Annotated in this window: 18 protein-coding genes; 6 read left to right on the forward strand and 12 right to left on the reverse strand. The window is 64.2% G+C overall.

Annotation, left to right across the window (positions count from 1 at the left end):
- Positions 1–63: 63 nt before the first annotated feature.
- Genes ACR0NB_RS07835 through ACR0NB_RS07865 form a run of 7 tightly spaced genes read right to left on the reverse strand, consistent with a single transcriptional unit; the run spans position 64 to position 8064 of the window.
- Positions 64–852, reverse strand: coding sequence for a crotonase/enoyl-CoA hydratase family protein (locus ACR0NB_RS07835; protein ID WP_480775343.1), 789 nt, complete (start codon positions 850–852; stop codon positions 64–66).
- A gap of 9 nt (positions 853–861) precedes the next feature.
- Positions 862–1716, reverse strand: coding sequence for a hydroxymethylglutaryl-CoA lyase (locus ACR0NB_RS07840; protein ID WP_170369311.1), 855 nt, complete (start codon positions 1714–1716; stop codon positions 862–864).
- A gap of 57 nt (positions 1717–1773) precedes the next feature.
- Positions 1774–3705, reverse strand: coding sequence for an acetyl/propionyl/methylcrotonyl-CoA carboxylase subunit alpha (locus tag ACR0NB_RS07845; protein ID WP_480775344.1), 1932 nt, complete (start codon positions 3703–3705; stop codon positions 1774–1776).
- Between the two features lie 5 nt (positions 3706–3710).
- Positions 3711–4127, reverse strand: a complete 417-nt coding sequence (locus ACR0NB_RS07850; protein WP_480775345.1) for an ASCH domain-containing protein — start codon at positions 4125–4127, stop codon at positions 3711–3713.
- Between the two features lie 13 nt (positions 4128–4140).
- Complete coding sequence (locus ACR0NB_RS07855) at positions 4141–5745, reverse strand: carboxyl transferase domain-containing protein (RefSeq protein WP_480775346.1); 1605 nt, start codon at positions 5743–5745, stop codon at positions 4141–4143.
- Positions 5742–6542, reverse strand: coding sequence for a hypothetical protein (locus ACR0NB_RS07860; protein WP_170585831.1), 801 nt, complete (start codon positions 6540–6542; stop codon positions 5742–5744). The genes ACR0NB_RS07855 and ACR0NB_RS07860 overlap by 4 nt, the downstream gene beginning before the upstream one ends.
- Positions 6532–8064 (reverse strand): AMP-binding protein, encoded by a 1533-nt coding sequence (locus ACR0NB_RS07865; RefSeq protein ID WP_480775347.1) that lies wholly within the window; start codon positions 8062–8064, stop codon positions 6532–6534. Before ACR0NB_RS07865 ends, ACR0NB_RS07860 begins: the two co-directional genes overlap by 11 nt.
- A 136-nt stretch (positions 8065–8200) precedes the next feature.
- Between ACR0NB_RS07865 and ACR0NB_RS07870 the strand changes: the two genes are divergently transcribed.
- Positions 8201–8806, forward strand: coding sequence for an OmpW/AlkL family protein (locus ACR0NB_RS07870; RefSeq protein ID WP_093965074.1), 606 nt, complete (start codon positions 8201–8203; stop codon positions 8804–8806).
- 51 nt (positions 8807–8857) lie between these two features.
- Here ACR0NB_RS07870 and ACR0NB_RS07875 read toward each other — a convergent pair whose 3' ends face one another.
- From ACR0NB_RS07875 to ACR0NB_RS07885, 3 genes are all read right to left on the reverse strand, one after another.
- The gene (locus ACR0NB_RS07875; protein ID WP_480775348.1) at positions 8858–10021 is read right to left on the reverse strand and encodes an isovaleryl-CoA dehydrogenase; all 1164 of its coding nucleotides are present in this window, start codon (positions 10019–10021) and stop codon (positions 8858–8860) included.
- Between the two features lie 156 nt (positions 10022–10177).
- Entirely contained in the window at positions 10178–11368 is a 1191-nt protein-coding gene (locus ACR0NB_RS07880; protein ID WP_480775349.1) for a DegT/DnrJ/EryC1/StrS family aminotransferase, read from the reverse strand.
- A gap of 40 nt (positions 11369–11408) precedes the next feature.
- Complete coding sequence (locus ACR0NB_RS07885; protein WP_170454646.1) at positions 11409–12080, reverse strand: HAD-IA family hydrolase; 672 nt, start codon at positions 12078–12080, stop codon at positions 11409–11411.
- Between the two features lie 133 nt (positions 12081–12213).
- Between ACR0NB_RS07885 and glmU the strand changes: the two genes are divergently transcribed.
- From glmU to ACR0NB_RS07900, 3 genes are read left to right on the forward strand one after another with little or no spacing between them, the layout of a single operon-like run.
- Positions 12214–13566, forward strand: a complete 1353-nt coding sequence (gene glmU / locus ACR0NB_RS07890) for a bifunctional UDP-N-acetylglucosamine diphosphorylase/glucosamine-1-phosphate N-acetyltransferase GlmU (RefSeq protein ID WP_480775350.1) — start codon at positions 12214–12216, stop codon at positions 13564–13566.
- A 4-nt stretch (positions 13567–13570) separates the two neighbouring features.
- Positions 13571–15394 carry a glutamine--fructose-6-phosphate transaminase (isomerizing) gene (gene glmS, locus ACR0NB_RS07895; protein ID WP_480775351.1) on the forward strand — a complete coding sequence of 608 codons (1824 nt, stop codon included), beginning with the start codon at positions 13571–13573 and terminating at the stop codon, positions 15392–15394.
- Between the two features lie 6 nt (positions 15395–15400).
- Positions 15401–16087 carry a DNA alkylation repair protein gene (locus ACR0NB_RS07900; protein ID WP_480775352.1) on the forward strand — a complete coding sequence of 229 codons (687 nt, stop codon included), beginning with the start codon at positions 15401–15403 and terminating at the stop codon, positions 16085–16087.
- On the opposite strand, the gene ACR0NB_RS07905 is transcribed toward ACR0NB_RS07900, so the two are convergent.
- A complete protein-coding gene (locus tag ACR0NB_RS07905) occupies positions 16075–16479 on the reverse strand; it encodes a hypothetical protein (protein ID WP_480775353.1) in 405 nt (134 codons plus the stop codon). The genes ACR0NB_RS07900 and ACR0NB_RS07905 overlap by 13 nt on opposite strands.
- A 91-nt stretch (positions 16480–16570) precedes the next feature.
- Between ACR0NB_RS07905 and moaA the strand changes: the two genes are divergently transcribed.
- Positions 16571–17578: a GTP 3',8-cyclase MoaA gene (moaA, locus tag ACR0NB_RS07910; protein WP_480775354.1), complete on the forward strand. Its 1008-nt coding sequence runs from the start codon at positions 16571–16573 to the stop codon at positions 17576–17578.
- A gap of 1 nt (position 17579) precedes the next feature.
- Complete coding sequence (locus tag ACR0NB_RS07915) at positions 17580–18890, forward strand: 3-deoxy-D-manno-octulosonic acid transferase (RefSeq protein ID WP_480775355.1); 1311 nt, start codon at positions 17580–17582, stop codon at positions 18888–18890.
- A gap of 39 nt (positions 18891–18929) precedes the next feature.
- Here the strand turns inward: ACR0NB_RS07915 and ACR0NB_RS07920 are convergent, their stop codons facing one another.
- Entirely contained in the window at positions 18930–20093 is a 1164-nt protein-coding gene (locus ACR0NB_RS07920; protein ID WP_480775356.1) for a M20 aminoacylase family protein, read from the reverse strand.
- Positions 20094–20117: the final 24 nt, after the last annotated feature.

The raw sequence follows: 20117 nt of genomic DNA on the forward strand, positions 1-20117 counted from the left end.
CGGCTTGCCAACGCCCAGCGCTGCACTAGGCGCAAGCCCTTGGCTTCAAATGGTCGCGGGCGGTCAAACCTTACTATTCCATGAAGGTTTTCGCTTGTCGAAGAAAGCGCTGATTCCCTCATGCGCTTCGTCGGTTTCCCAACGGTCGACCAGCGCTCGGATCGTGTGATCGATCACCGCGTCGTCGATGCGCGGCCCGAGGTCCCGAACCAACGCCTTGGCCGAGGCCACGGCGCCCGGCGCACAGGACAGATAAGGCTGCACTTCGGCTTCGATCGCGGCACCCAACTCATCTGCCGGAACGGCCCGCGCCAGCAGGCCGAGTTCTACCGCCTCGGCCGCATCAAACAGACGGGCCGACATGAACACGCGTCGCGCGCGGGCCTCACCCATGCGGGCGATGACATAGGGCCCGATGGTAGCCGGGATCAGCCCCAGCCGGGTTTCGGTCAGACCCATCTTCAGGCTGTCTACACCGATGGCCACGTCGCAGACCGCGGCCATGCCCACGCCACCTCCAAAGGCGTTGCCCTGCAGCGCGCCGATCAACGGTTTTGGCAGGGTGTTCAGGGCGTTCAGCATCTCGGCCAGCTTGCGCGCCTCGACAAAGCGGGTCTCGGGGTCTGCGGCCATCTGGGCCTGCATCCAGCCAAGGTCGCCCCCGGCGCAGAAGCTTTTGCCCGCGCCGGTCAGAACTACGATGCGCACGTCGTTGGTGTCCCCCAGCTGCACGGCGGCCTGCGTCAACTCGGCGATCATCTGCGCCGACATCGCGTTGTGTTTTTCCGGCCGTTTCAGCGTCAGCGTAGCGACGCCGCGCAGGTCGGTGGAAATCGAGATGGTTTCAAACATGTCAGCCTCTTATCCCGCGCGCATCGCGCGGGCCATTTCCGCCGCTTGGTTCAGCACAGCGGCGTCCAGTCCGGTGTCATAGCCCAGCCGCCCGAGATGCGCGGCCACGGCTTCGGTTGCCACATTCCCGGCCGCGCCCGGAGCGTAGGGGCAGCCGCCCAATCCGCCTACGGCTGCGTCGAATACTCGAACGCCCAGCGCAAGCGACGCGTCGATATTGTCGATCGCGCGCCCGTTGGTGTCATGGAAATGGCCGGCCAGGCGGGTCGCGGGCACATATTCACGCACTGCCAGCAGCATCCGCGCGATGCTGTCGGGTGTCCCCTGCCCGATCGTGTCGCCCAGCGAGATCTCGTAACAGCCGTGCGAGAACAGCAGGTCGGCCACCTCGGCCACTTTGGCGGGCGGAGTCGGCCCGTCATAGGGGCAGTCGGTCACGCAGGAAACATAGCCGCGCACCGGCAGGTCGATATGGCGCGCCGCCTCGAGGATCGGGACGAACCGCTCGATGGATTCGGCGATGGTCGCGTTGATGTTGGCCTTGGAAAACCCCTCGGAGGCCGAGGCAAACACCGCGATTTCATCCGCCCCGGCAGCCAGCGCGTCCTCATAGCCGCGCATGTTCGGGGTCAGCGCGGCATAGCGCACGCCGGGGGCGCGGGTGATCCCGGCCAGAACCTCGGCGCTGCCGGCCATCTGCGGCACCCATTTGGGCGACACGAAACTGGCCACCTCGATCCGGCTGAACCCCGCCCGGCTAAGGCAGTCGACCAGCGCGATCTTCTCGGAAACCGGGATTTCGCGCTTTTCATTCTGCAGCCCGTCGCGCGGCCCCACTTCGAAAATCTCGACACGTTCCGCCATCGCGGTGCCCTCCTGTTCAATCCCGGCCCGTCCCGTCCAGGGCGGGCGTTCAGGGTTTCAGTCGTCTTCCAGCCGGACCAGCGCCGCGCCGGCCTCGACCTGCGATCCGGCCTCGGCCAGAACCTCGGCCACGACACCGTCGCGGGCGGCCAGCAGTGAATGCTCCATCTTCATGGCCTCGAGAATGGCCAGCCGATCGCCTTCCTTCACCGCCTGCCCCGGCGCGGCGAACACCGCCTTGACCAGCCCGGGCATCGGCGCCTCGACCACGTTGGTATCACCGGCGGCGCTGACGTCGCGGTCCAGCGGGTCCAGCACCTCGAAGCTCACGCCATAGGCGTCGAACACGGTGACATCGTGGCCGGCAATCGCAACCGGCGGCATAGGCTGGCCGTCTATGATCCAGCGGCCGTTGACCCGTTCGGCGATCACGCTGGTCCCGCCGACCTGCCAGTCCTGCCTGTCCGGTCCTGCAACCTGAACGTCCAGATCCAGAACCTCGCCGTCGCGCTTCAGCTGAAGCGCCCTGTGCAGCGGGGCCCAGAGGGTAAATCCGGTGTCCTGGGCGGGTTTGTCCAGCCCGGTCGCGGCCATCGCCGCCGCAACGGTCATTGCCGGGGTGACGGCGGGTTCGCGCACCAGATCGTCCAGATCGCGGCCGATCAACCCGGTATCGACATCGCCCGCCGCAAACCCGGCGTGCCGGGTCAGTGCGCCCAGGAAAGACAGGTTGGTGACGGTTCCCGCCACCTGCGTCCGGCGCAGCGCGCGGTGCAGTTGTTCCAGCGCCACCGCGCGGGTCCGGCCGTGCACAATCACCTTGGCGATCATCGGGTCATACCATGGGCTGATCGTGTCACCCGCCCGCACGCCGCTGTCGGCGCGGCAGCCGTGCGGAAACTCCAGATGGGTCAGAGTGCCCGTCGCGGGCAGGAACCCTTTGGGCACGTCCTCGGCATAGAGCCGGGCCTCGAAGGCATGGCCGTTGATCGACAGCTCGCTCTGCCGCTTGGGCAGGCTTTCCCCCGCCGCAACCCGCAACTGCCATTCGACCAGGTCGATTCCGGTGATGGCCTCGGTCACCGGGTGTTCGACCTGCAGGCGGGTGTTCATCTCCATGAACCAGAAGCGGTCGGGGCGCAGCCCGTCCGAGGCATCGACGATGAACTCCACGGTGCCTGCGCCCTTGTAGCCGATGGCCTCGGCGGCACGCACGCCCGCCTGGCCCATCGCTTCGCGCATCTCGGGCGTCATGCCGGGGGCCGGTGCTTCCTCGATCACCTTTTGGTGGCGGCGCTGCAGCGAGCAGTCGCGTTCGAACATATGCACGGCATGAGTGCCGTCACCAAAGACCTGCACCTCGATATGGCGGGGCTTGGCCACGAATTTCTCGACCAGAACGGCATCATTGCCAAAAGCAGTCTTGGCCTCGCCCCGGGCGCTGTCCAGAGCAGCCGCGAAATCCGCCGGCCTCTCGACCAGCCGCATCCCCTTGCCACCACCGCCGGCTACCGCCTTGATCAGAACCGGATAGCCGATGGTGTCGGCCGCTCCGGCCAGATGCTCAGGGTCCTGGTTGTCGCCGTGATAGCCGGGCACGACCGGGACGCCAGCCTGCTCCATCAGCGCCTTGGCGGCATCCTTCAGGCCCATCTTGCGGATCGCATCCGCCGAGGGGCCGATGAAGGTCAGGCCCGCGGCCTGCACGGCATCCACGAAATCGGGGTTCTCGGACAGAAACCCGTACCCTGGGTGGATCGCCTGCGCGCCGATATCCAGCGCGGCCTGAATGATCACGTCGCCCTTCAGATAACTGTCGGCCGGAGCCGCCCCGCCAATATGTACGGCCTCATCCGCCATCTGCACATGTTTGGCGGACGCGTCCGCATCCGAGTACACGGCAACGCAGGCCACGCCCATCTTGTGCGCCGTTTCGATGACCCGGCAAGCAATCTCGCCCCGGTTGGCGATCAGGATCTTGTCAAACATGGCCGTTACCCTTTCCCTGCCAGATCTTCCACAAGGCGAAACCGTTCGCAGACCAACTCCATCTTCGGGTCGAAGCCGCCGTTTCTTTCGAAATATCTGCGATGATCCTCGCGCCAGCCTTCCAGGCTGTCGTTTTCGCCCTCGGCCAGGGCAAATGACTCGTCCACATCGCAATAGCGCCGAACCGTCACATCGACCGTTTCGATGACCAGCGCGGGCCGTCCGTCCCAGTCCAACGCGATGTCGCGGCGGCCTGCCTGCGGCATCGCCTCGCCACCCGTCGCAAAGTCACGCAACGCGCCACATGTCGCTGTCTTGCGCCCCGAGCGGACCAGAGCCAGCAACTCGTCGCACAATGCGCGGTTGTCGCCGAACTGAAAGGTCTCGGCCCCCGGATATCTTTCTTTCAAGCTTTCCAGCATCAAACCGCCCCTTCTACATCCGGAACACGCCAAAGCGCGTGTCCTCAATCGGGGCGTTCAACGCGGCGCTCAGCGACAGGGCCAGCACGTCGCGGCTTTTGCGCGGGTCGATGATGCCGTCATCCCACAGCCGGGCAGAGGCATAGAGCGGGTGCGACTGCTCCTCGAACATCTCGAGCGTCGGGCGTTTGAACTCGGCCTCTTCCTGGGCCGACCATGTGCCGCCCTGCCGTTCGATCCCGTCGCGCTTGACCGTTGCCAGAACACCGGCGGCCTGCTCGCCGCCCATGACCGAGATGCGGCTGTTCGGCCAGGTCCACAGGAACCGCGGCTGATAGGCGCGGCCCGCCATGCCATAGTTCCCGGCCCCGAAAGAGCCGCCCACCAGCATGGTGATCTTGGGCACGCTCGTGGTGGCCACGGCGGTCACCATCTTGGCGCCGTGGCGCGCGATGCCTTCGTTCTCGTACTTGCGGCCCACCATGAAGCCGGTGATGTTTTGCAGGAAGACCAGCGGGATCTTGCGCTGGCTGCACAGTTCGACGAAATGCGCGCCTTTCTGCGCGGCCTCGGAAAACAGCACGCCATTGTTGGCGATGATCCCGACGGGGCAGCCTTTGACATGAGCAAAGCCTGTCACCAACGTTTCACCGAACCGAGGCTTGAACTCGTCAAAGCGCGAGCCATCGACCAGACGTGCGATCACCTCGCGAATGTCATACGGGGTGCGCAGATCGGCCGGGACGACGCCCAGAATTTCCTCGGGGTCATAGGCCGGGTCTTCGGGGCTGGCCCAATCCACCGTCTGCGGCTTGTTCCGGTTCAACGAGCCAACGGCCCGGCGGGCCAGAGCCAGCGCGTGGGCATCATCCTCGGCCAGATAATCGGCCACGCCGGACAGGCGCGTGTGCACGTCGCCGCCGCCCAGGTCTTCGGCGCTGACGACCTCGCCCGTCGCGGCCTTGACCAGCGGCGGGCCAGCCAGAAAGATCGTGCCCTGTTCCTTGACGATGATGGTCACGTCGGACATGGCCGGCACATAGGCGCCGCCCGCGGTGCACGAGCCCATGACCACAGCGATCTGCGGGATGCCCTTGGCGCTCATCCGAGCCTGGTTGTAGAAGATGCGGCCGAAATGGTCGCGGTCGGGAAAGACCTCGTCCTGGTTGGGCAGGTTCGCGCCGCCGCTGTCCACCAGATAGATGCAGGGCAGATGATTTTCCTCGGCGATCTCCTGCGCGCGCAGGTGCTTTTTGACCGTCAACGGATAATAGGTGCCGCCCTTCACGGTGGCGTCGTTGCAGACCACCATGACCTCTTGCCCCTGCACCCGGCCGATGCCTGCAATGACCCCGGCACAGGGGGCCGCGCCACCATACATGCCATGCGCCGCCGTCGCGCCGATTTCCAGAAACGGAGACCCCGGGTCCAGCAGGTTCGCCACCCGCCGGCGCGGCAGCATCTTGCCCCGCGACACATGGCGTTCGCGCGATTTCTCGCCCCCACCCATGCGCGCGGCCTCGGCGGCCTCAGATATCTGCGCCAGCGCGTCGAGGTGCGCGGCACGGTTTTGCTTGAAGCCATCGGACGAGGGCAAAGCGGAAGATCGCAGCTTCATCTGGTATACTCTCTCAGGAATTCGCGAACGGGGTTTTCGCTGACGCCAAAGCTCTGCATGATGCGCGCGTAGCCCTGCGACACGTTGCTGGAGCAGACGGTGTCCAGCTTCTTGATTTCCGGCTCTTCGAGGAAATCCTCAAGGTCCCACATCGGAACCATGAAATAATACTCGAACGGCTGCATCTCGGCCGCCATTTCCATCGCCTCGACGGCCATGTCTTGTTCACCCCGGCACAGATAGGCCAGCGACAGGTTACGATAGGCGCTCCCGAGGCTCTCATAGTCGTCGTCTGCCTCGTATTGGTTGACCGCAAGCTTGAGCCGCCCCACGACCTGACGGTCGAAATACCCGTCATCCGCCTGTGCCTCGGGCAGGAACATTGCGACATAGGCCAGCTTCTCGTCGTGCCAGCCGTCGGTCTGCATCTCGTTGCTGAAGACGCTGTGCAGCATCCGGATTTCCGGTTCGAATTTCAGGGTGCCGTCGGAATCGGCCACCGCATCCAGATAGTTGTCGTAGAACGCGATCCTGCGTTTGTCTTCAGCGTCCAGCCTCGCGACCCGATCGGCGATCTTGCGCAATTCCGAGATGGCCTCATCCGGGTAGCCGTATAAAACCAGAAGGTCGGCCAATTGCAGTTTTTCGATGACGGCGATCTTTTCTTCGACAGCCTTGTCGATCGTGTCGTGCATCCACGTTTCGAAATAGGTCTTTCCGGCCCACACAGCCCCGATGACCGCGATGACGGTCGCGCTGAACTCGATTCCGGTCCGGACGCTGGATTTATCTGCCATGGCATATCTCCTCGGACGCGCGACGTTTCAATTCCTTGCGAATGACTTTTCCCGTCACGGTCAAAGGCAAGTCTTGCACAAAAGCCACCTCTCGCGGGTAGGAATAATGCGCCAGACGGTCCTTGACCCAATCCTGCAGCTCTTGTTCCGAAGCCTCAGACCCCGGTTTCAGCACCACATAGGCCTTCACGATCTCGGTCCGCAGCGGATCAGGTTTGCCGACCACGCCCACGGTGGCCACCGCCGGATGGGTCAGCAGGCAATCCTCGATCTCGGCCGGGCCGATGCGGTATCCGGCCGAGGTGATCACGTCATCCTCGCGGCCTACAAAGCGCAGATAGTCGCCCTCCCACACGCCGCGGTCACCGGTGACCAGCCAATCGCCGCGAAACTTCTCGGCCGTGGCCTGCGGGTTGTTCCAGTATTCCAGCAGCATCGAGGCCGAGCCCCGCCGAATGGCCACGTCACCCTCGGCGTCGGTCGGGTTGCCGTCCGCGTCAATCACCGCGACCTCATGCCCCGGCACCGGTTTGCCGATGCAGCCCGGGCGCGCGGGGAAATCCTCGGCGCAGGAGGAAACCACCATATTGCATTCGGTCTGGCCGTAGAATTCGTTGATCGTCAGGCCAAAGGCCCGCTCTCCCCACGCCAGCATTTCCGCGCCCAGCGGCTCTCCGCCCGAAGCCACGGACCGCAGGCCGGGGATCGTCACATCCGCGGCCTTGAGCATCCGCAGGGCCGTGGGCGGAAAGAACACGTTGCGCACGCCGCCGCGCGCAATCACGTCCAAGCAGGCCTCGGGAGTGAACTTGTCGAGCCGCGCGGCGACAACCGGAATGCCCAGCGCCAGCCCCGGCATCAGCACGTCGAACAACCCGCCGATCCAGGCCCAGTCGGCCGGCGTCCACAGGCAGTCACCCGCGCGCAGGTGGTTGTGGCTGATCGAAACGCCCGGCAGATGCCCGGTCAGCACCCGGTGCCCGTGCAGCGCGCCCTTGGGCTTGCCCGTCGTGCCCGAGGTATAGATCAGCACCGCCGGATCCTCGGGACCGGTGTCAGCAAAATCCACGGCAGGGCCGTCCGCCCCAAGCTCGGACACGATCAGCGGCTGCGCCAGATCACCCAGCATACCGGCGCCCTCGCCGTCGGTCAGCACATACCCGGCCCCCGCATCGCCGAGGCGCGAGGCCAAAGCATCGCGTTTGAACAGCTTGAACAACGGCACCGAGATTGCCCCAATCTTCCAGATGGCCAGATGCGCCGCTGCGCACCACGGCGACTGGCTGAGCAGCACGCCGACCCGATCGCCGGGTTGCACCCTGCCCAGCAACCCGCGCGCCAGCCGGTCGGTCATTTGTTCCAGTTCACCATAGGTGATCTCGGTCGTAGCCTCGGAAGACAGATCGAGGATCGCCACCTGCTCACTAGGCCGCGACAGGCACTGACGGGCCATGTTCAACCTAGGCGGAATGTCCCAGCTGCCACCAGACCGCAAACCCGGTATGACCTCAGCGGGACACATGGCGTTTTTCCCTTATATTTAAGCGATTTGCCACGCCAAGTTGAATATCGAACATCGTCGAAAATTGATGCAGATCAGGGTGTGCGCCCCGTCCTGCAGGCATGGTCGGCTTGCACACAAAACCAAAGGCAAGAACATGACCAGCAAACTCGCCATCCTCACCCTTTCCACCGCGTTGGCCGCTGTTTCGGCCCCCGCATTCGCCCAGTCGCAGGGGGACTGGACCGTTGGTGTCGGTATCGGCTACCTCGACCCGAAATCCGACAACGGCTCCCTCGCCGGCTTCAGCGCCGACGTCGACTCGGACACCCGCCCGATCTTCACCGCCGAGTATTTCATCCGCGACAATCTGGGCATCGAGCTTTTGGCCGCAACACCGTTCAGCCATGACATCACGCTGGGCGGAAGCGTCGACGCGGGTAGCGTCAAGCACCTGCCGCCCACACTGTCGCTGAACTACCACTTTGCAACCAACAGCGCCTGGAAACCCTATGTCGGCGCCGGTTTGAACTACACCGTGTTCTTTGACGAGGAATCGCCGCTGGGCGATCTCAAGGTCGACGACTCGTTCGGCGTGTCGCTGCAGGCCGGCCTGGACTACATGGTCACGGACAAGGGCGCGGTTCGCCTGAACGTCCGCTGGTTCGACATCGACTCGGACGTCACCCTCAACGGAGCCGACATCGGCAAGGCCGAGATCGATCCGTGGCTGGTTGGCGTGTCCTACGTCCATCGCTTCTGATCCCTTGATCGGAAACGCCTCGCCGTGACCTCGTCGGCGAGGCGTTTTTCTTCAGAGCATTTCGTTCATCAATTCGCGGCCGATCAGCATCCGGCGGATCTCGCTGGTGCCCGCGCCGATCTCCATCAGCTTGGCATCGCGGAAGATCCGGCTGACTGGCGCATCCGCCAAGAACCCGGCCCCGCCCATGGCCTGAACAGCCTGATGCGCCTGCACCATCGCCTGCTCGGACGCATAGAGGCAGCACGCCGCCGCATCCTGCCGGGTCACGTCGCCCCGGTCACAGGCCTTGGCGACCTCGTAGACATAGGCCCGGGCCGAATTCATCGCGGTGTACATGTCGGCGATCTTGCCCTGCATCAGCTGGAAGGTTCCGATCGGTTTGCCGAACTGCTTGCGCTCGGCCAGATAGGGCATGATCTCGTCCAGGCAGGCAGCCATGATGCCGGTGCCGATCCCGGCCAGAACCACGCGCTCATAGTCGAGGCCCGACATCAGCACGGCGACGCCCTTGCCTTCTTCGCCCAGCACGTTCTCGAACGGCACCTCGACATCTTCAAAGATCAGCTCGGCCGTGTTCGAGCCCCGCATACCCAGCTTGTCGAAATGGGGCGAGGTCGAGAACCCTTTCATCTCTTTCTCGATCAGGAAGGCCGTGATGCCCTTGGACCCGGCCTCCGGGTCGGTCTTGGCATAGACGACCAGCGTATCGGCATCCGGCCCGTTGGTGATCCAGTATTTGTTGCCGTTCAGGCGGTAATGGTCGTTGCGCTTTTCCGCTCGCAGTTTCATCGACACAACATCCGACCCCGCCCCGGGTTCCGACATTGCCAGGGCACCTACGTGTTCGCCCGAAATCAGGCGCGGCAGGTATTTCTGCTTCTGTTCTTCAGTGCCGTTCAGCTTGATCTGGTTGACGCAGAGGTTGGAATGCGCCCCGTAGGACAGCGCCACCGATGCCGAGGCTCGTGCGATTTCTTCAACCGCGATCGTATGCGCCAGATAGGTCATTTCGGCGCCGCCATACTGTTCGCGAACGGTTACGCCCAGCAGACCGAGTTCACCCATTTCCTTCCACAGTTCGTTGGGAAAGGCGTTGGTCTTGTCGATCTCGGCCGCCAGCGGCTTGACCCGCTCCTGCGCCCAGCGGTGCACCATCTCGCGCAGCGCGTTCACATCTTCACCCAGATCGAATTGCATTGTCGCCGTGAACATCCGCGCTCTCCTCTTTCGCGTTAATGAACAGGTGTTCAATAAACTGATACAGACCTTTCCCCGCGCGGTCAATCATCGCGTGACCCAAATGAAAAAGCCGCCCCAAGGCGGCTTTTTCAGGATTCGAGCGTGCGCCGCATGGCGCACTCGATTGAATTACTGTTGGAAAACAGCGCCGACCTCGGCGCGGATGATGCCGGCAATCAGGCGGCAATCGTCCAGCGAGAAGGTCAGCGGAACGCGCATGTCGATGATCCCGCGCAGAATCCGGTCGGTCTCGGGCATCCGCTCCGACTCGGCATAGCGCCAGCTGTCATAGCGCGAGGTGAACCCGGTCGGCTCGGCCCCGCCGAACCATTTCAGCTCGACCCCGCGATCTGCGCAGCGCCGCAGAACCTCGGCGATCTGCTCAGGCGCCCAATCCAGCAGAAGAAACTGGATCGAGGAGCCGACATAGCTCTCCTCGGCAGGCCGCTCGACGATGGTCAGGCCGGGTGTGCCGCGCAGACCCGCCTCGATCTCGGCATAGCGTTCGTTCCAGCGCCGCACCTGCCGATCCAGATCGCGCAACTGAGGGCGCAGGATCGCCGCGCGCAGATTGTCCATCCGCCCCGACACGTTCGGCGTGGTGTACTTGATCCGCTCGAACACCTCGGGACCCGGCGCCGCAAGGTGGCGTTCGTACAGCATGTACGAGCCCGATAGCATCGTGGCCTTGGCCGCCAGCATCTCGTCATCGGTGATCAACAGACCACCCTCGCCCGAGTTCACATGTTTGTAGGTCTGACAGGAATAGCAGCCGATCGCTCCTTGACGGCCGGACAACTGCCCGCGCCAGGCGGCACCCATCGTGTGGGCACAATCCTCGATCACCGTCACCCCGGCGGCGTCGCACATCTGCATCAACCGGTCCATGTCACAGAGGTGCCCGCGCATGTGGCTGAGCATCAGAACCTTGGCGCGGTCCAGCTTGGCCTCCAGATCGTCCAGATCGATGGTCAGCCCCTCGGTCACACCGACGAAAACCGGGCGCGCATTGACCGAGGCGATCGCCCCCGGCACTGGGGCCAGCGTGAAAGCGTTAGTCAGAACCGCGTCCCCCGGTTGGACACCCACGGCACGCAGGGCCGTGGCCAGCGCATAGCCGCCCGAGGACACGGCCAGACAGTATTTCGCCCCCATCTGCGCGGCAAATTCCTGCTCCAACAGGGCGGTTTCGCTCAGCTCTCCGAGGGCCACGTTGTAGCGGTGCAACCGCCCGTGGCGCAGAACGGCCAGCGCCGCCTCGATCGCCGCGTCGGGGATCGGCTCCTGTTGGGTGAAACTGCCTGAAAATCGCTCGGTCATGGCGTCGTTTGTGGGGCCAGTCGCAGCCCGGGTCAAGAGATCAGGCCGCCGCGCCCACAAGCTCGGCGACGATTGCGGGCAGATCGTCGAAATGGTGCAGCAGCGCCTCGGGCTGCAAGGCGGCCATGTCATCGCCGGACGGGCCGAAGGTCACAAGGATCGAAGGCACCCCTGCGGCGCGGGCCGTGTTACGGTCGGTATCCGAGTCGCCCACCAGTATGCAGTGGTCGGGATGCCCGCCGGCCCGGCGCGCGGCTTCCCGCAGCGGCGCAGGGTCGGGCTTGCGCACCGGCAGAGTATCCGCCCCCACCAGCGAGCCGAACAGCGCCCGCGCGCCCAGCCGCGTCATCAGCAGCTCGGCCAGCGCCTCGGGCTTGTTGGTGCAGATGCCGACACCGTATCCGGCGGCCTTCAGCGCCTCGACCGCCTGCAGCGCGCCGGGATAGAAAGTGGTGTGGGTGTCGATCGCCTGCCCATAAGCCTCGAGCAGGACCGGGTAATAGGCGTTCACGGTCTCTTCGTCATAGGAGCCCACGCGTTTCAACCCGTGGGTCAGCATCATCCGCCCGCCGCGCAAAGCTACCGCCGCATCCTGCCCGTGCACCAGCACATCGCCATGCCCCATCTGCCGGAAACAATGGTTGGCCGCCGCCAGCAGATCGCCCGACGTATCGGCCAAAGTCCCGTCCAGATCGAAGATGACCGTGCGCATTCTGTCTCCTTGCTCGGCAGTTTTCCGCCATGTCGTGTTGCAAACGGCAATCTTGTTTGATGGCCGAACGGCTTGCGCCTTTGCCCTCAGCGGATAAAACGGACCGCGACAAAACAAAAGAGAAAACGCATTCATGAGCACTGCCCTTGTCATCCTTGCCGCCGGAAAAGGCACCCGGATGAATTCGGATATTCCAAAGGTTCTGCACCCGATCGCCCAGGTTCCGATCCTGGTGCACGCCATGCGCGCCGGGTCGGTTCTGGCACCCGAACGCACGGTCATCGTCACCGGCCACGGCGCCGAGGCGGTGGCCAAAGTCGCGCAGGCCGAGGATGAAGACGCCCGCATCGTCGTGCAGGACCAACAGCTGGGCACCGCCCATGCCGTCGCCCAGGCGCGCGAGGCCCTGGACGGGTTCACCGGTGACGTGGTCGTTCTGTATGGCGATACCCCGTTTCTGCAGCCTGACACGCTGGAGCGCATGATCGCCGCGCGGGCTGACAACGATCTGGTGATCCTGGGCTTCGAGGCCGCCGACCCGGCCCGGTATGGCCGTTTGGTGATGAACGGAGATGCTCTGGAACGGATCGTCGAGTTCAAGGATGCGTCAGATGAAGAACGCGCCATAACCTTCTGCAACTCCGGTCTTCTGGCCTGCGACGCGGGCACCCTGTTCGACCTGATCGACGCGGTCGGAAACGACAACGCGTCGGGCGAATACTACCTGACCGACGTGGTCCAGATCGCGCGCGAACGCGGCCTGAAGGTCACTGCCGTTTCGTGCGACGAAGCGCAGACGCTGGGCGTGAACTCGCGCGCTGATCTGGCCGCGGCCGATGCCGTGTTCCAGGCCCGCGCCCGGGCCGAGCTGCTGGATCTGGGCGTCACCCTGATGGCCCCCGAAACGGTCTATCTGGCCGCCGACACGGTGATCGGCCGAGACACGGTGATCGAACCCAACGTGGTCTTCGGCCCCGGTGTCACCGTCGAAAGCGGCGCGACGATCCGGGCGTTTTCGCACCTAGAAGGCTGCCATGTCAGCCGCGGCGCCGTGGTCGGCCCCTATGCCCGGCTGCGCCCGGGGGCGGAACTGGCCGAGAACACCCGTATCGGCAATTTCGTCGAGATCAAGAATGCCGAAATCGCCGAGGGCGCAAAGGTCAATCACCTCAGCTATATCGGCGATGCCTCGGTCGGCGCGGGCACGAATATCGGCGCCGGCACCATCACCTGCAACTATGACGGCGTGATGAAGCACCGCACGGTGATCGGCGAGAATGTCTTTGTCGGCTCGAACACCATGCTGGTGGCCCCGGTCACCGTGGGCAGCGGCGCGATGACGGCCACCGGCACCATCGTGACCCGCGACGTCGAACCCGACGCCCTGACGGTGGGCCGCGCCAAACAAGAAAACAAGCCGGGCTATGCCCGCAAGCTGTTCGAGATGCTGAAGGCGAAAAAGGCACGCCGGGACAAGGGAGCCTGAGTAAATGTGTGGAATTGTTGGCGTATTGGGCAAGCACGAAGCGGCGCCCATCCTGGTCGAAGCGCTGAAGCGGCTGGAATACCGCGGCTATGACAGCGCGGGCATCGCAACCGTAAACGGCGGCAAGCTGGGTCGTCGGCGCGCGGTGGGCAAGCTGGTCAATCTCAGCGACCTGCTGGTGCATGACCCCCTGCCGGGCAAGTCCGGCATCGGTCACACGCGGTGGGCGACCCATGGCGCCCCCTCGGTCAGCAACGCGCACCCGCATCAGGCCGGACCGGTTGCCGTGGTCCACAACGGCATCGTCGAAAACTATCGCGAGCTGCGGGCCGAACTGGCTGAGAACGGCATCGATTTCCAGACCGAGACCGACACCGAAACCGTCGCGTTGATGACCGAATTCTACATGAAATCGGGGCTGAGCCCGGTCGAGGCCGCCTTCAAGACCATCGACCGGCTGCAAGGCGCCTTTGCGCTGGCCTTTCTGTTCGACGGCGAGGATGACCTGATCGTCGCCGCCCGCAAGGGCTCGCCGCTGGCCATCGGGCACGGGGATGGCGAGATGTTCGTGGGCTCGGACGCCATCGCACTGGCGCCGCTGACCGACCGGATCACCTATCTGGAAGAAGGCGACCGCGCCGTGGTCACCCGCACTTCGGTCGAGATCCGCAACGAGGCCGGTGAAATCGCAAATCGCGAGATCCGCAAGATCCAGCTGGATCAGACCCGGACCGACAAGGGCGGGCACAAGCACTTCATGGCCAAAGAAATCGCCGAACAGCCGGTGGTGGTGGCCGAAGCGATCCGCTCGTACCTGCCAACCGGCGGCGACCGGGTGGTTCTACCGGACACGGACCTTGATTTCTCCAAGCTGGACCGCCTGACCATGGTGGCCTGCGGCACGGCCTTCTATGCCTGTCTGACCGCCAAGTACTGGTTCGAGCAACTGGCCCGGATGCCGGTCGAGGTCGATATCGCCAGCGAGTTCCGCTATCGCGAACCACCGATCACCGACCGCACGCTGGCCCTGTTCGTCAGCCAGTCGGGCGAAACCGCCGACACCCTAGCCGCGCTGCGCTATTGCGAGGGAAAGGCCGACAAGATCGTGTCGGTGGTCAATGTCCCCGAAAGCTCGATCGCGCGGGAAAGCGACCTGGCCCTGCCCATCCATGCCGGGGTCGAGATCGGCGTGGCCTCGACCAAGGCCTTCACCTGCCAGCTGAGCGTTCTGCTGATGCTGGCGCTCAAGGCCGCGGCCGACCGGGGCACACTGGACGACGATGCGCTGGCCGATCACGCCGCCGCGCTGCGCGGCCTGCCGACACTGCTGAATGCCGCGCTGGACCAGGAGGAGGCGATCCGGAAATCCGCCCAGCGCCTGTCCGAGGCGCGCGACGTTCTGTTCCTGGGACGCGGCCTGATGTACCCGCTGGCCCTCGAAGGCGCGCTGAAACTCAAGGAAATCAGCTATATCCACGCCGAAGGTTATGCCTCAGGCGAGCTGAAGCACGGCCCCATCGCCCTGATCGACAAGCACATGCCCGTGGTGGTGATGGCCCCGCGCGATGCGGTGTTCGACAAGACCGTGTCGAACATGCAAGAGGTCATGGCGCGCAAGGGCAAGGTCATTTTGGTCTCGGACGACGACGGGATCGCAGATGCCAAGGACGGGGTCTGGAGCACGATCCGCATGCCACATGCCCACGGCTCGGTCGCGCCGATCCTGTATTCGGTGCCCGCGCAACTGCTGGCCTATCACACGGCGGTCGCCAAGGGCACCGATGTGGACCAGCCCCGCAACCTGGCGAAATCCGTCACGGTCGAGTAAGCCGCCATGCCGGACAGCCCTTTGGACCAGATCAAGGCGCATGCCGACCCGGACCGAGCCGCCCAGATGGCAGCCTATCACAAGGTCGATCGTCCCTATCTTGGGGTACCGAACCCGGTGCTGAATGATCTGACCAAAAGCTGGCGGCAACAGATGGACGTGGACGCCCGTGTCGCGCTGGCCGATCAGCTGTGGCAGACCAACATCCACGAGGCCCGGCTGGCCGCCGCCAAGCTGCTGACGCAGGCGCGCATCCGCCCCGATCAGGCGGTTTGGGACTTGCTGCAAAGCTGGCTGCCCGATTTCGACGCCTGGGCGGTGGCCGATCATGCCGGCATGGCCATGCAAAAGCGCCTGTGGGCCGATCCGTCGCGGCTGGACCAGGTCGAAAACTGGACGACCTCTGATCACATGTGGACCCGGCGCGCGGCTCTGGTCGCCACTCTGCCCTGGACCAAGCAAAACCACCCCAAGCCCGAGGACCTACAGCGCCGCGACCGCATCCTGGGTTGGGCCGCCAAGTATGTCCCCGATCGCGACTGGTTCATCCAGAAGGCGGTGGCCTGGTGGCTGCGCGACCTGTCCAAACATGACCCCGACCGGGTCCGGGCGTTTCTGGCCGCGCACGGTCACGCGATGAAGCCTTTTGCCCGCAAAGAGGCCGGCAAGTACCTGAAAGATCAGTTGGAATAAACGTCCAGTTCAACCAGTTCGTCAAACGGCACCAATAGCGCACGCATCGCCTCAACCGACAGGCGGCTGCCGCCCGAGGGTGCCGGCACAAGTGTGATATACGCCTGCGCGCCCGTCTTGGGTACGACCACCCGGCCATTGATCTCAGTTTCGACCAACGGCGTTTCAAGCCAGCGTCCGGGCTTGTTCGGATCGCCCAGTCCGGCAATCGTTGTCTTGGCGCCGGCCCATCCGGTGTTCACAGCCGCAACAGGCGTTGCTTCCACCTCTGCGGTCGCAGCGGCGGTTTCTGTCGCCTGCGCAGGTTCCGCATCCGGCGCGCGATCAAGGCCTTGCCGCACCGCATCACAGCCGGTCAGAAACGCAGGAAAAAGAACAAACAGGTATCGCATGCGACCAGCCTACCCCTGCCCGCGCCCGCGTTCCACCCCTCAAGCGCAGTTCTGACTTGTCGCAAGGCACGGTGCGCTTTACCTATTGGGCATGACTGCTCCGTTGATCGACCCGTTTGCCCGCGCAATCACCTATCTCCGCGTCTCCGTCACGGACCGCTGCGATTTCCGCTGTGTCTACTGCATGTCTGAAAACATGACCTTTCTGCCCAAGAAAGAGCTGCTGACGCTGGAAGAACTGGACCGGATGTGTTCGACCTTCATTCGACTGGGCGTGGAAAAGCTGCGGATCACCGGGGGCGAGCCGCTTGTGCGCCGTGGGATCATGGGGTTCTTCGACTCGATGACCCGGCATCTGGACAGCGGCGCACTGAAAGAGCTGACGCTGACCACCAATGGCTCGCAACTCGCCCGGTTCGCCGACGACCTGTATGCCGCCGGGGTGCGGCGGGTGAATGTCTCGCTCGACACGCTGGACGAGGACAAATTCGCCCAGATCACCCGTTGGGGTCGCTTGAAACAGGTCCTGGGCGGGATCGATGCCGCGCAGAAGGCCGGGTTGCGCGTCAAGATCAACGCGGTGGCCCTGAAAGGGTTCAACGAGGACGAACTCCCCAAGATCACCCGCTGGTGCGCCGAGCGCGACATGGACCTGACCTGGATCGAGGTCATGCCCATGGGTGACATCGGCAACGAGGACCGGCTGGACCAGTACTGGTCGCTGAAAGACGTGCGGGCCGAGTACGAAAACCACTATACTGTCACCGATCTGGCCGAGCGCACGGGGGGCCCGGCGCGCTATGTCCGGCTAGAGGAAACCGGGCAGAAGATCGGTTTCATCACGCCGCTCAGCCATAATTTCTGTGAAAGTTGCAACCGGGTACGCCTGACCTGCACGGGCGAGTTGTACATGTGCCTGGGCCAAGAGGACATGGCCGACCTGCGCGCCCCCCTGCGCGACTACCCCAATAGCGAAGAGCCGTTGGAACAGGCGATCCGCGCGGCGATCACCCTCAAGCCCAAGGGCCATGATTTCGACTATTCCCGCCAGAAGATCGATGGCCAGATGAGCCGTCACATGAGCCACACGGGCGGCTGACATGTCAGACTTGTCGGGGCGACCCACGGCGCTGTACCGTGTGTACTGCGCGTTGACATCCTTCGCGATGCCGTTGGCCTGGCGCACCGTTCGCGCCAAGCTGCAGTCGGCAGGTGTATCCGAAATCCGTCAGCGCGAGCGGCTGGGCCATGCGAGCCAGCCCCGCCCCGACGGTCGGTTGATCTGGTTCCACGCGGCCAGCGTGGGCGAGAGCCTGTCGGTTCTGAGCCTGATCAAGCGCTTGAGCGAACGGATCGAGGATGCGCAGTTCCTAATCACCTCTGGCACCCCGACCTCGGCGGCGCTGGTGGAAAAACGTCTGCCACCGCGCACCCGCCACCAATACCCCCCGCTGGACAGCGCCGGCCCGGTGGCGCGGTTTCTGGATCACTGGCGGCCCGATGCCGGCGTCTTCGTCGAAAGCGAGATCTGGCCACGACTGATCGTCGAGACCGCCCGGCGCGGGACGCCCTTCGCCCTGCTGAACGCGCGCCTGTCCGAGAAATCGGTGGCCGGGTGGAAGAAGCGCCCCGACACCGCCCGCTTTGTCCTGAGCCAGTTCCGCCTGTTCCTGACGCAAAACGACCGCACGGCCGCAAACCTGATCGCCATGGGCGCACCCGCCGATCTGGTGCAGCCCGGCACCAACCTCAAGGCCATGTCCGATCCGCTGCCGGTGGATCAGGACACGCTGTCGCAAACCCGCACCCAGATCGGCGCGCGGCCGGTCTGGATCGCCAGCTCGACCCATGCCGGCGAGGAGGAAACCGTTCTGGCCGCCCATGCCGAATTGCTGAACCGCTGGCCCGACCTGCTGCTGCTGCTGATCCCCCGCCACCCGGAACGGCGGGACGAGGTCTGCGTCCTGATTAATGCCAAGGGTCAAAGGCATGCTCTGCGCAGCGCCGGGCAGCCGATCACCGACGACACGCAGGTCTATGTGGCCGATACGCTGGGCGAAACCGGAACATGGTACGCGTTGTGCCCGATCGTGTTTCTGGGCGGGTCGCTGAAAGAGATCGGCGGCCACAACCCGTTCGAGCCGGCCCAGGCCGGGGCCGCGGTGATCACCGGGCCGGGTTACTACAATTTCGCCGAGACATTTGCCCCGCTGGTGGACAGCGGCGGCGCGGTCGAAGTCGCTTCGGCGCCGGAATTGGCCGAGGCGGTCGCGCTTTGGCTGTCGGACAGATCGGCGCTGGCCGCAGCGCAAGCGGCGGCGCAGTCCTGCGTGAACACCCAGAAATCGGCGCTGGATTCGGTTGTGGATACGCTATGCGACAAGCTGGGTTTGGAGGACGCAGGCCCCTGACCGCAAGCGGCAGCGGGGGCCTGCGCCCCCGCCACGGTGTCAGGCTGCGGGCATCCGCTGTTCGACGATCTCGGCCCACCAGCTGCAACCGGCAGGGATCGCCTCGTCGTTGAAGTTGTATTCAGGATGGTGGACCATCGCCGTGTCGCCATTGCCGACCAGGATATAGGCACCGGGACGTTCTTCCAGCATGTAGGCGAAGTCTTCGCCGCCCATGACTAAAGGTGCCTCCTCGCAGGCCCCTGAGATCGAGCGGGCGACCTCGGCGGCGAATTCGGTCTGCTCGTCGCTGTTGATCATGACCGGATAGCCCCGGATATAAGTGACATCGGCCGTACCGCCGAATGTCGCGGCGACGCCCGAGCAGATTTCGTTGATGCGCTGCTCAGCAAGGTCGCGCATCTCTTTGCTCATCGTGCGCACGGTGCCCTTGATCTGCACTTTCTGCGGGATCACGTTGAACGCCTTCGACGAAGTCTCGAACGAGGTGACCGAAACAACGACCTGATCGATCGGATCGGCATTGCGCGACGCGATGGTCTGCAACGCCAGAACGGCCTGCGCAGTCATGACAGTGGTGTCCACGGTTTCATGCGGTTTGGCGGCATGGCCGCCACGACCTTCGAACGTGATATCGAACTGATCAGTCGCCGCGAAGAACGCCCCCGGCCGGATCGAGAAGCTGCCCACAGGCTTACCGGGCCAATTGTGCATTCCGTAGACTTCCTGAATGCCCCAACGCTCCATCAGGTTGTCTTCGCACATCTCGCGGCCGCCGCCGCCGCCCTCCTCGGCGGGTTGGAAGATCACAACGACGGTTCCGTCGAAATTGCGCGTTTCCGACAGGTATTTTGCCGCCCCCAGCAGCATGGCGGTGTGGCCGTCATGGCCGCAGGCATGCATCGCACCCGGCGTTTTCGAAGAATAGTCCAACCCCGTCGCTTCGTGGATCGGCAAAGCGTCCATATCCGCCCGCAATCCGATCACCTTCCCCTTGGTGTCGACCTTGCCTTTGATCACCCCGACAACTCCGGTGCGGCCAATCCCCGTGACCACCTCGTCGCAGCCGAATTCCTTCAGCTTTTCCGCAACCAGCGCACTGGTGCGATGCGTATCGAACAGAATTTCAGGATTCTCGTGAATATCACGCCGCCAGGCGGTGATTTCATCCTGCAATTCGGCAAAGCGGTTCTTCACTGGCATCTTCGTCTTCTCTCCTTAAAAAAA

This window comes from Ruegeria sp. CG3 (assembly GCF_056537205.1).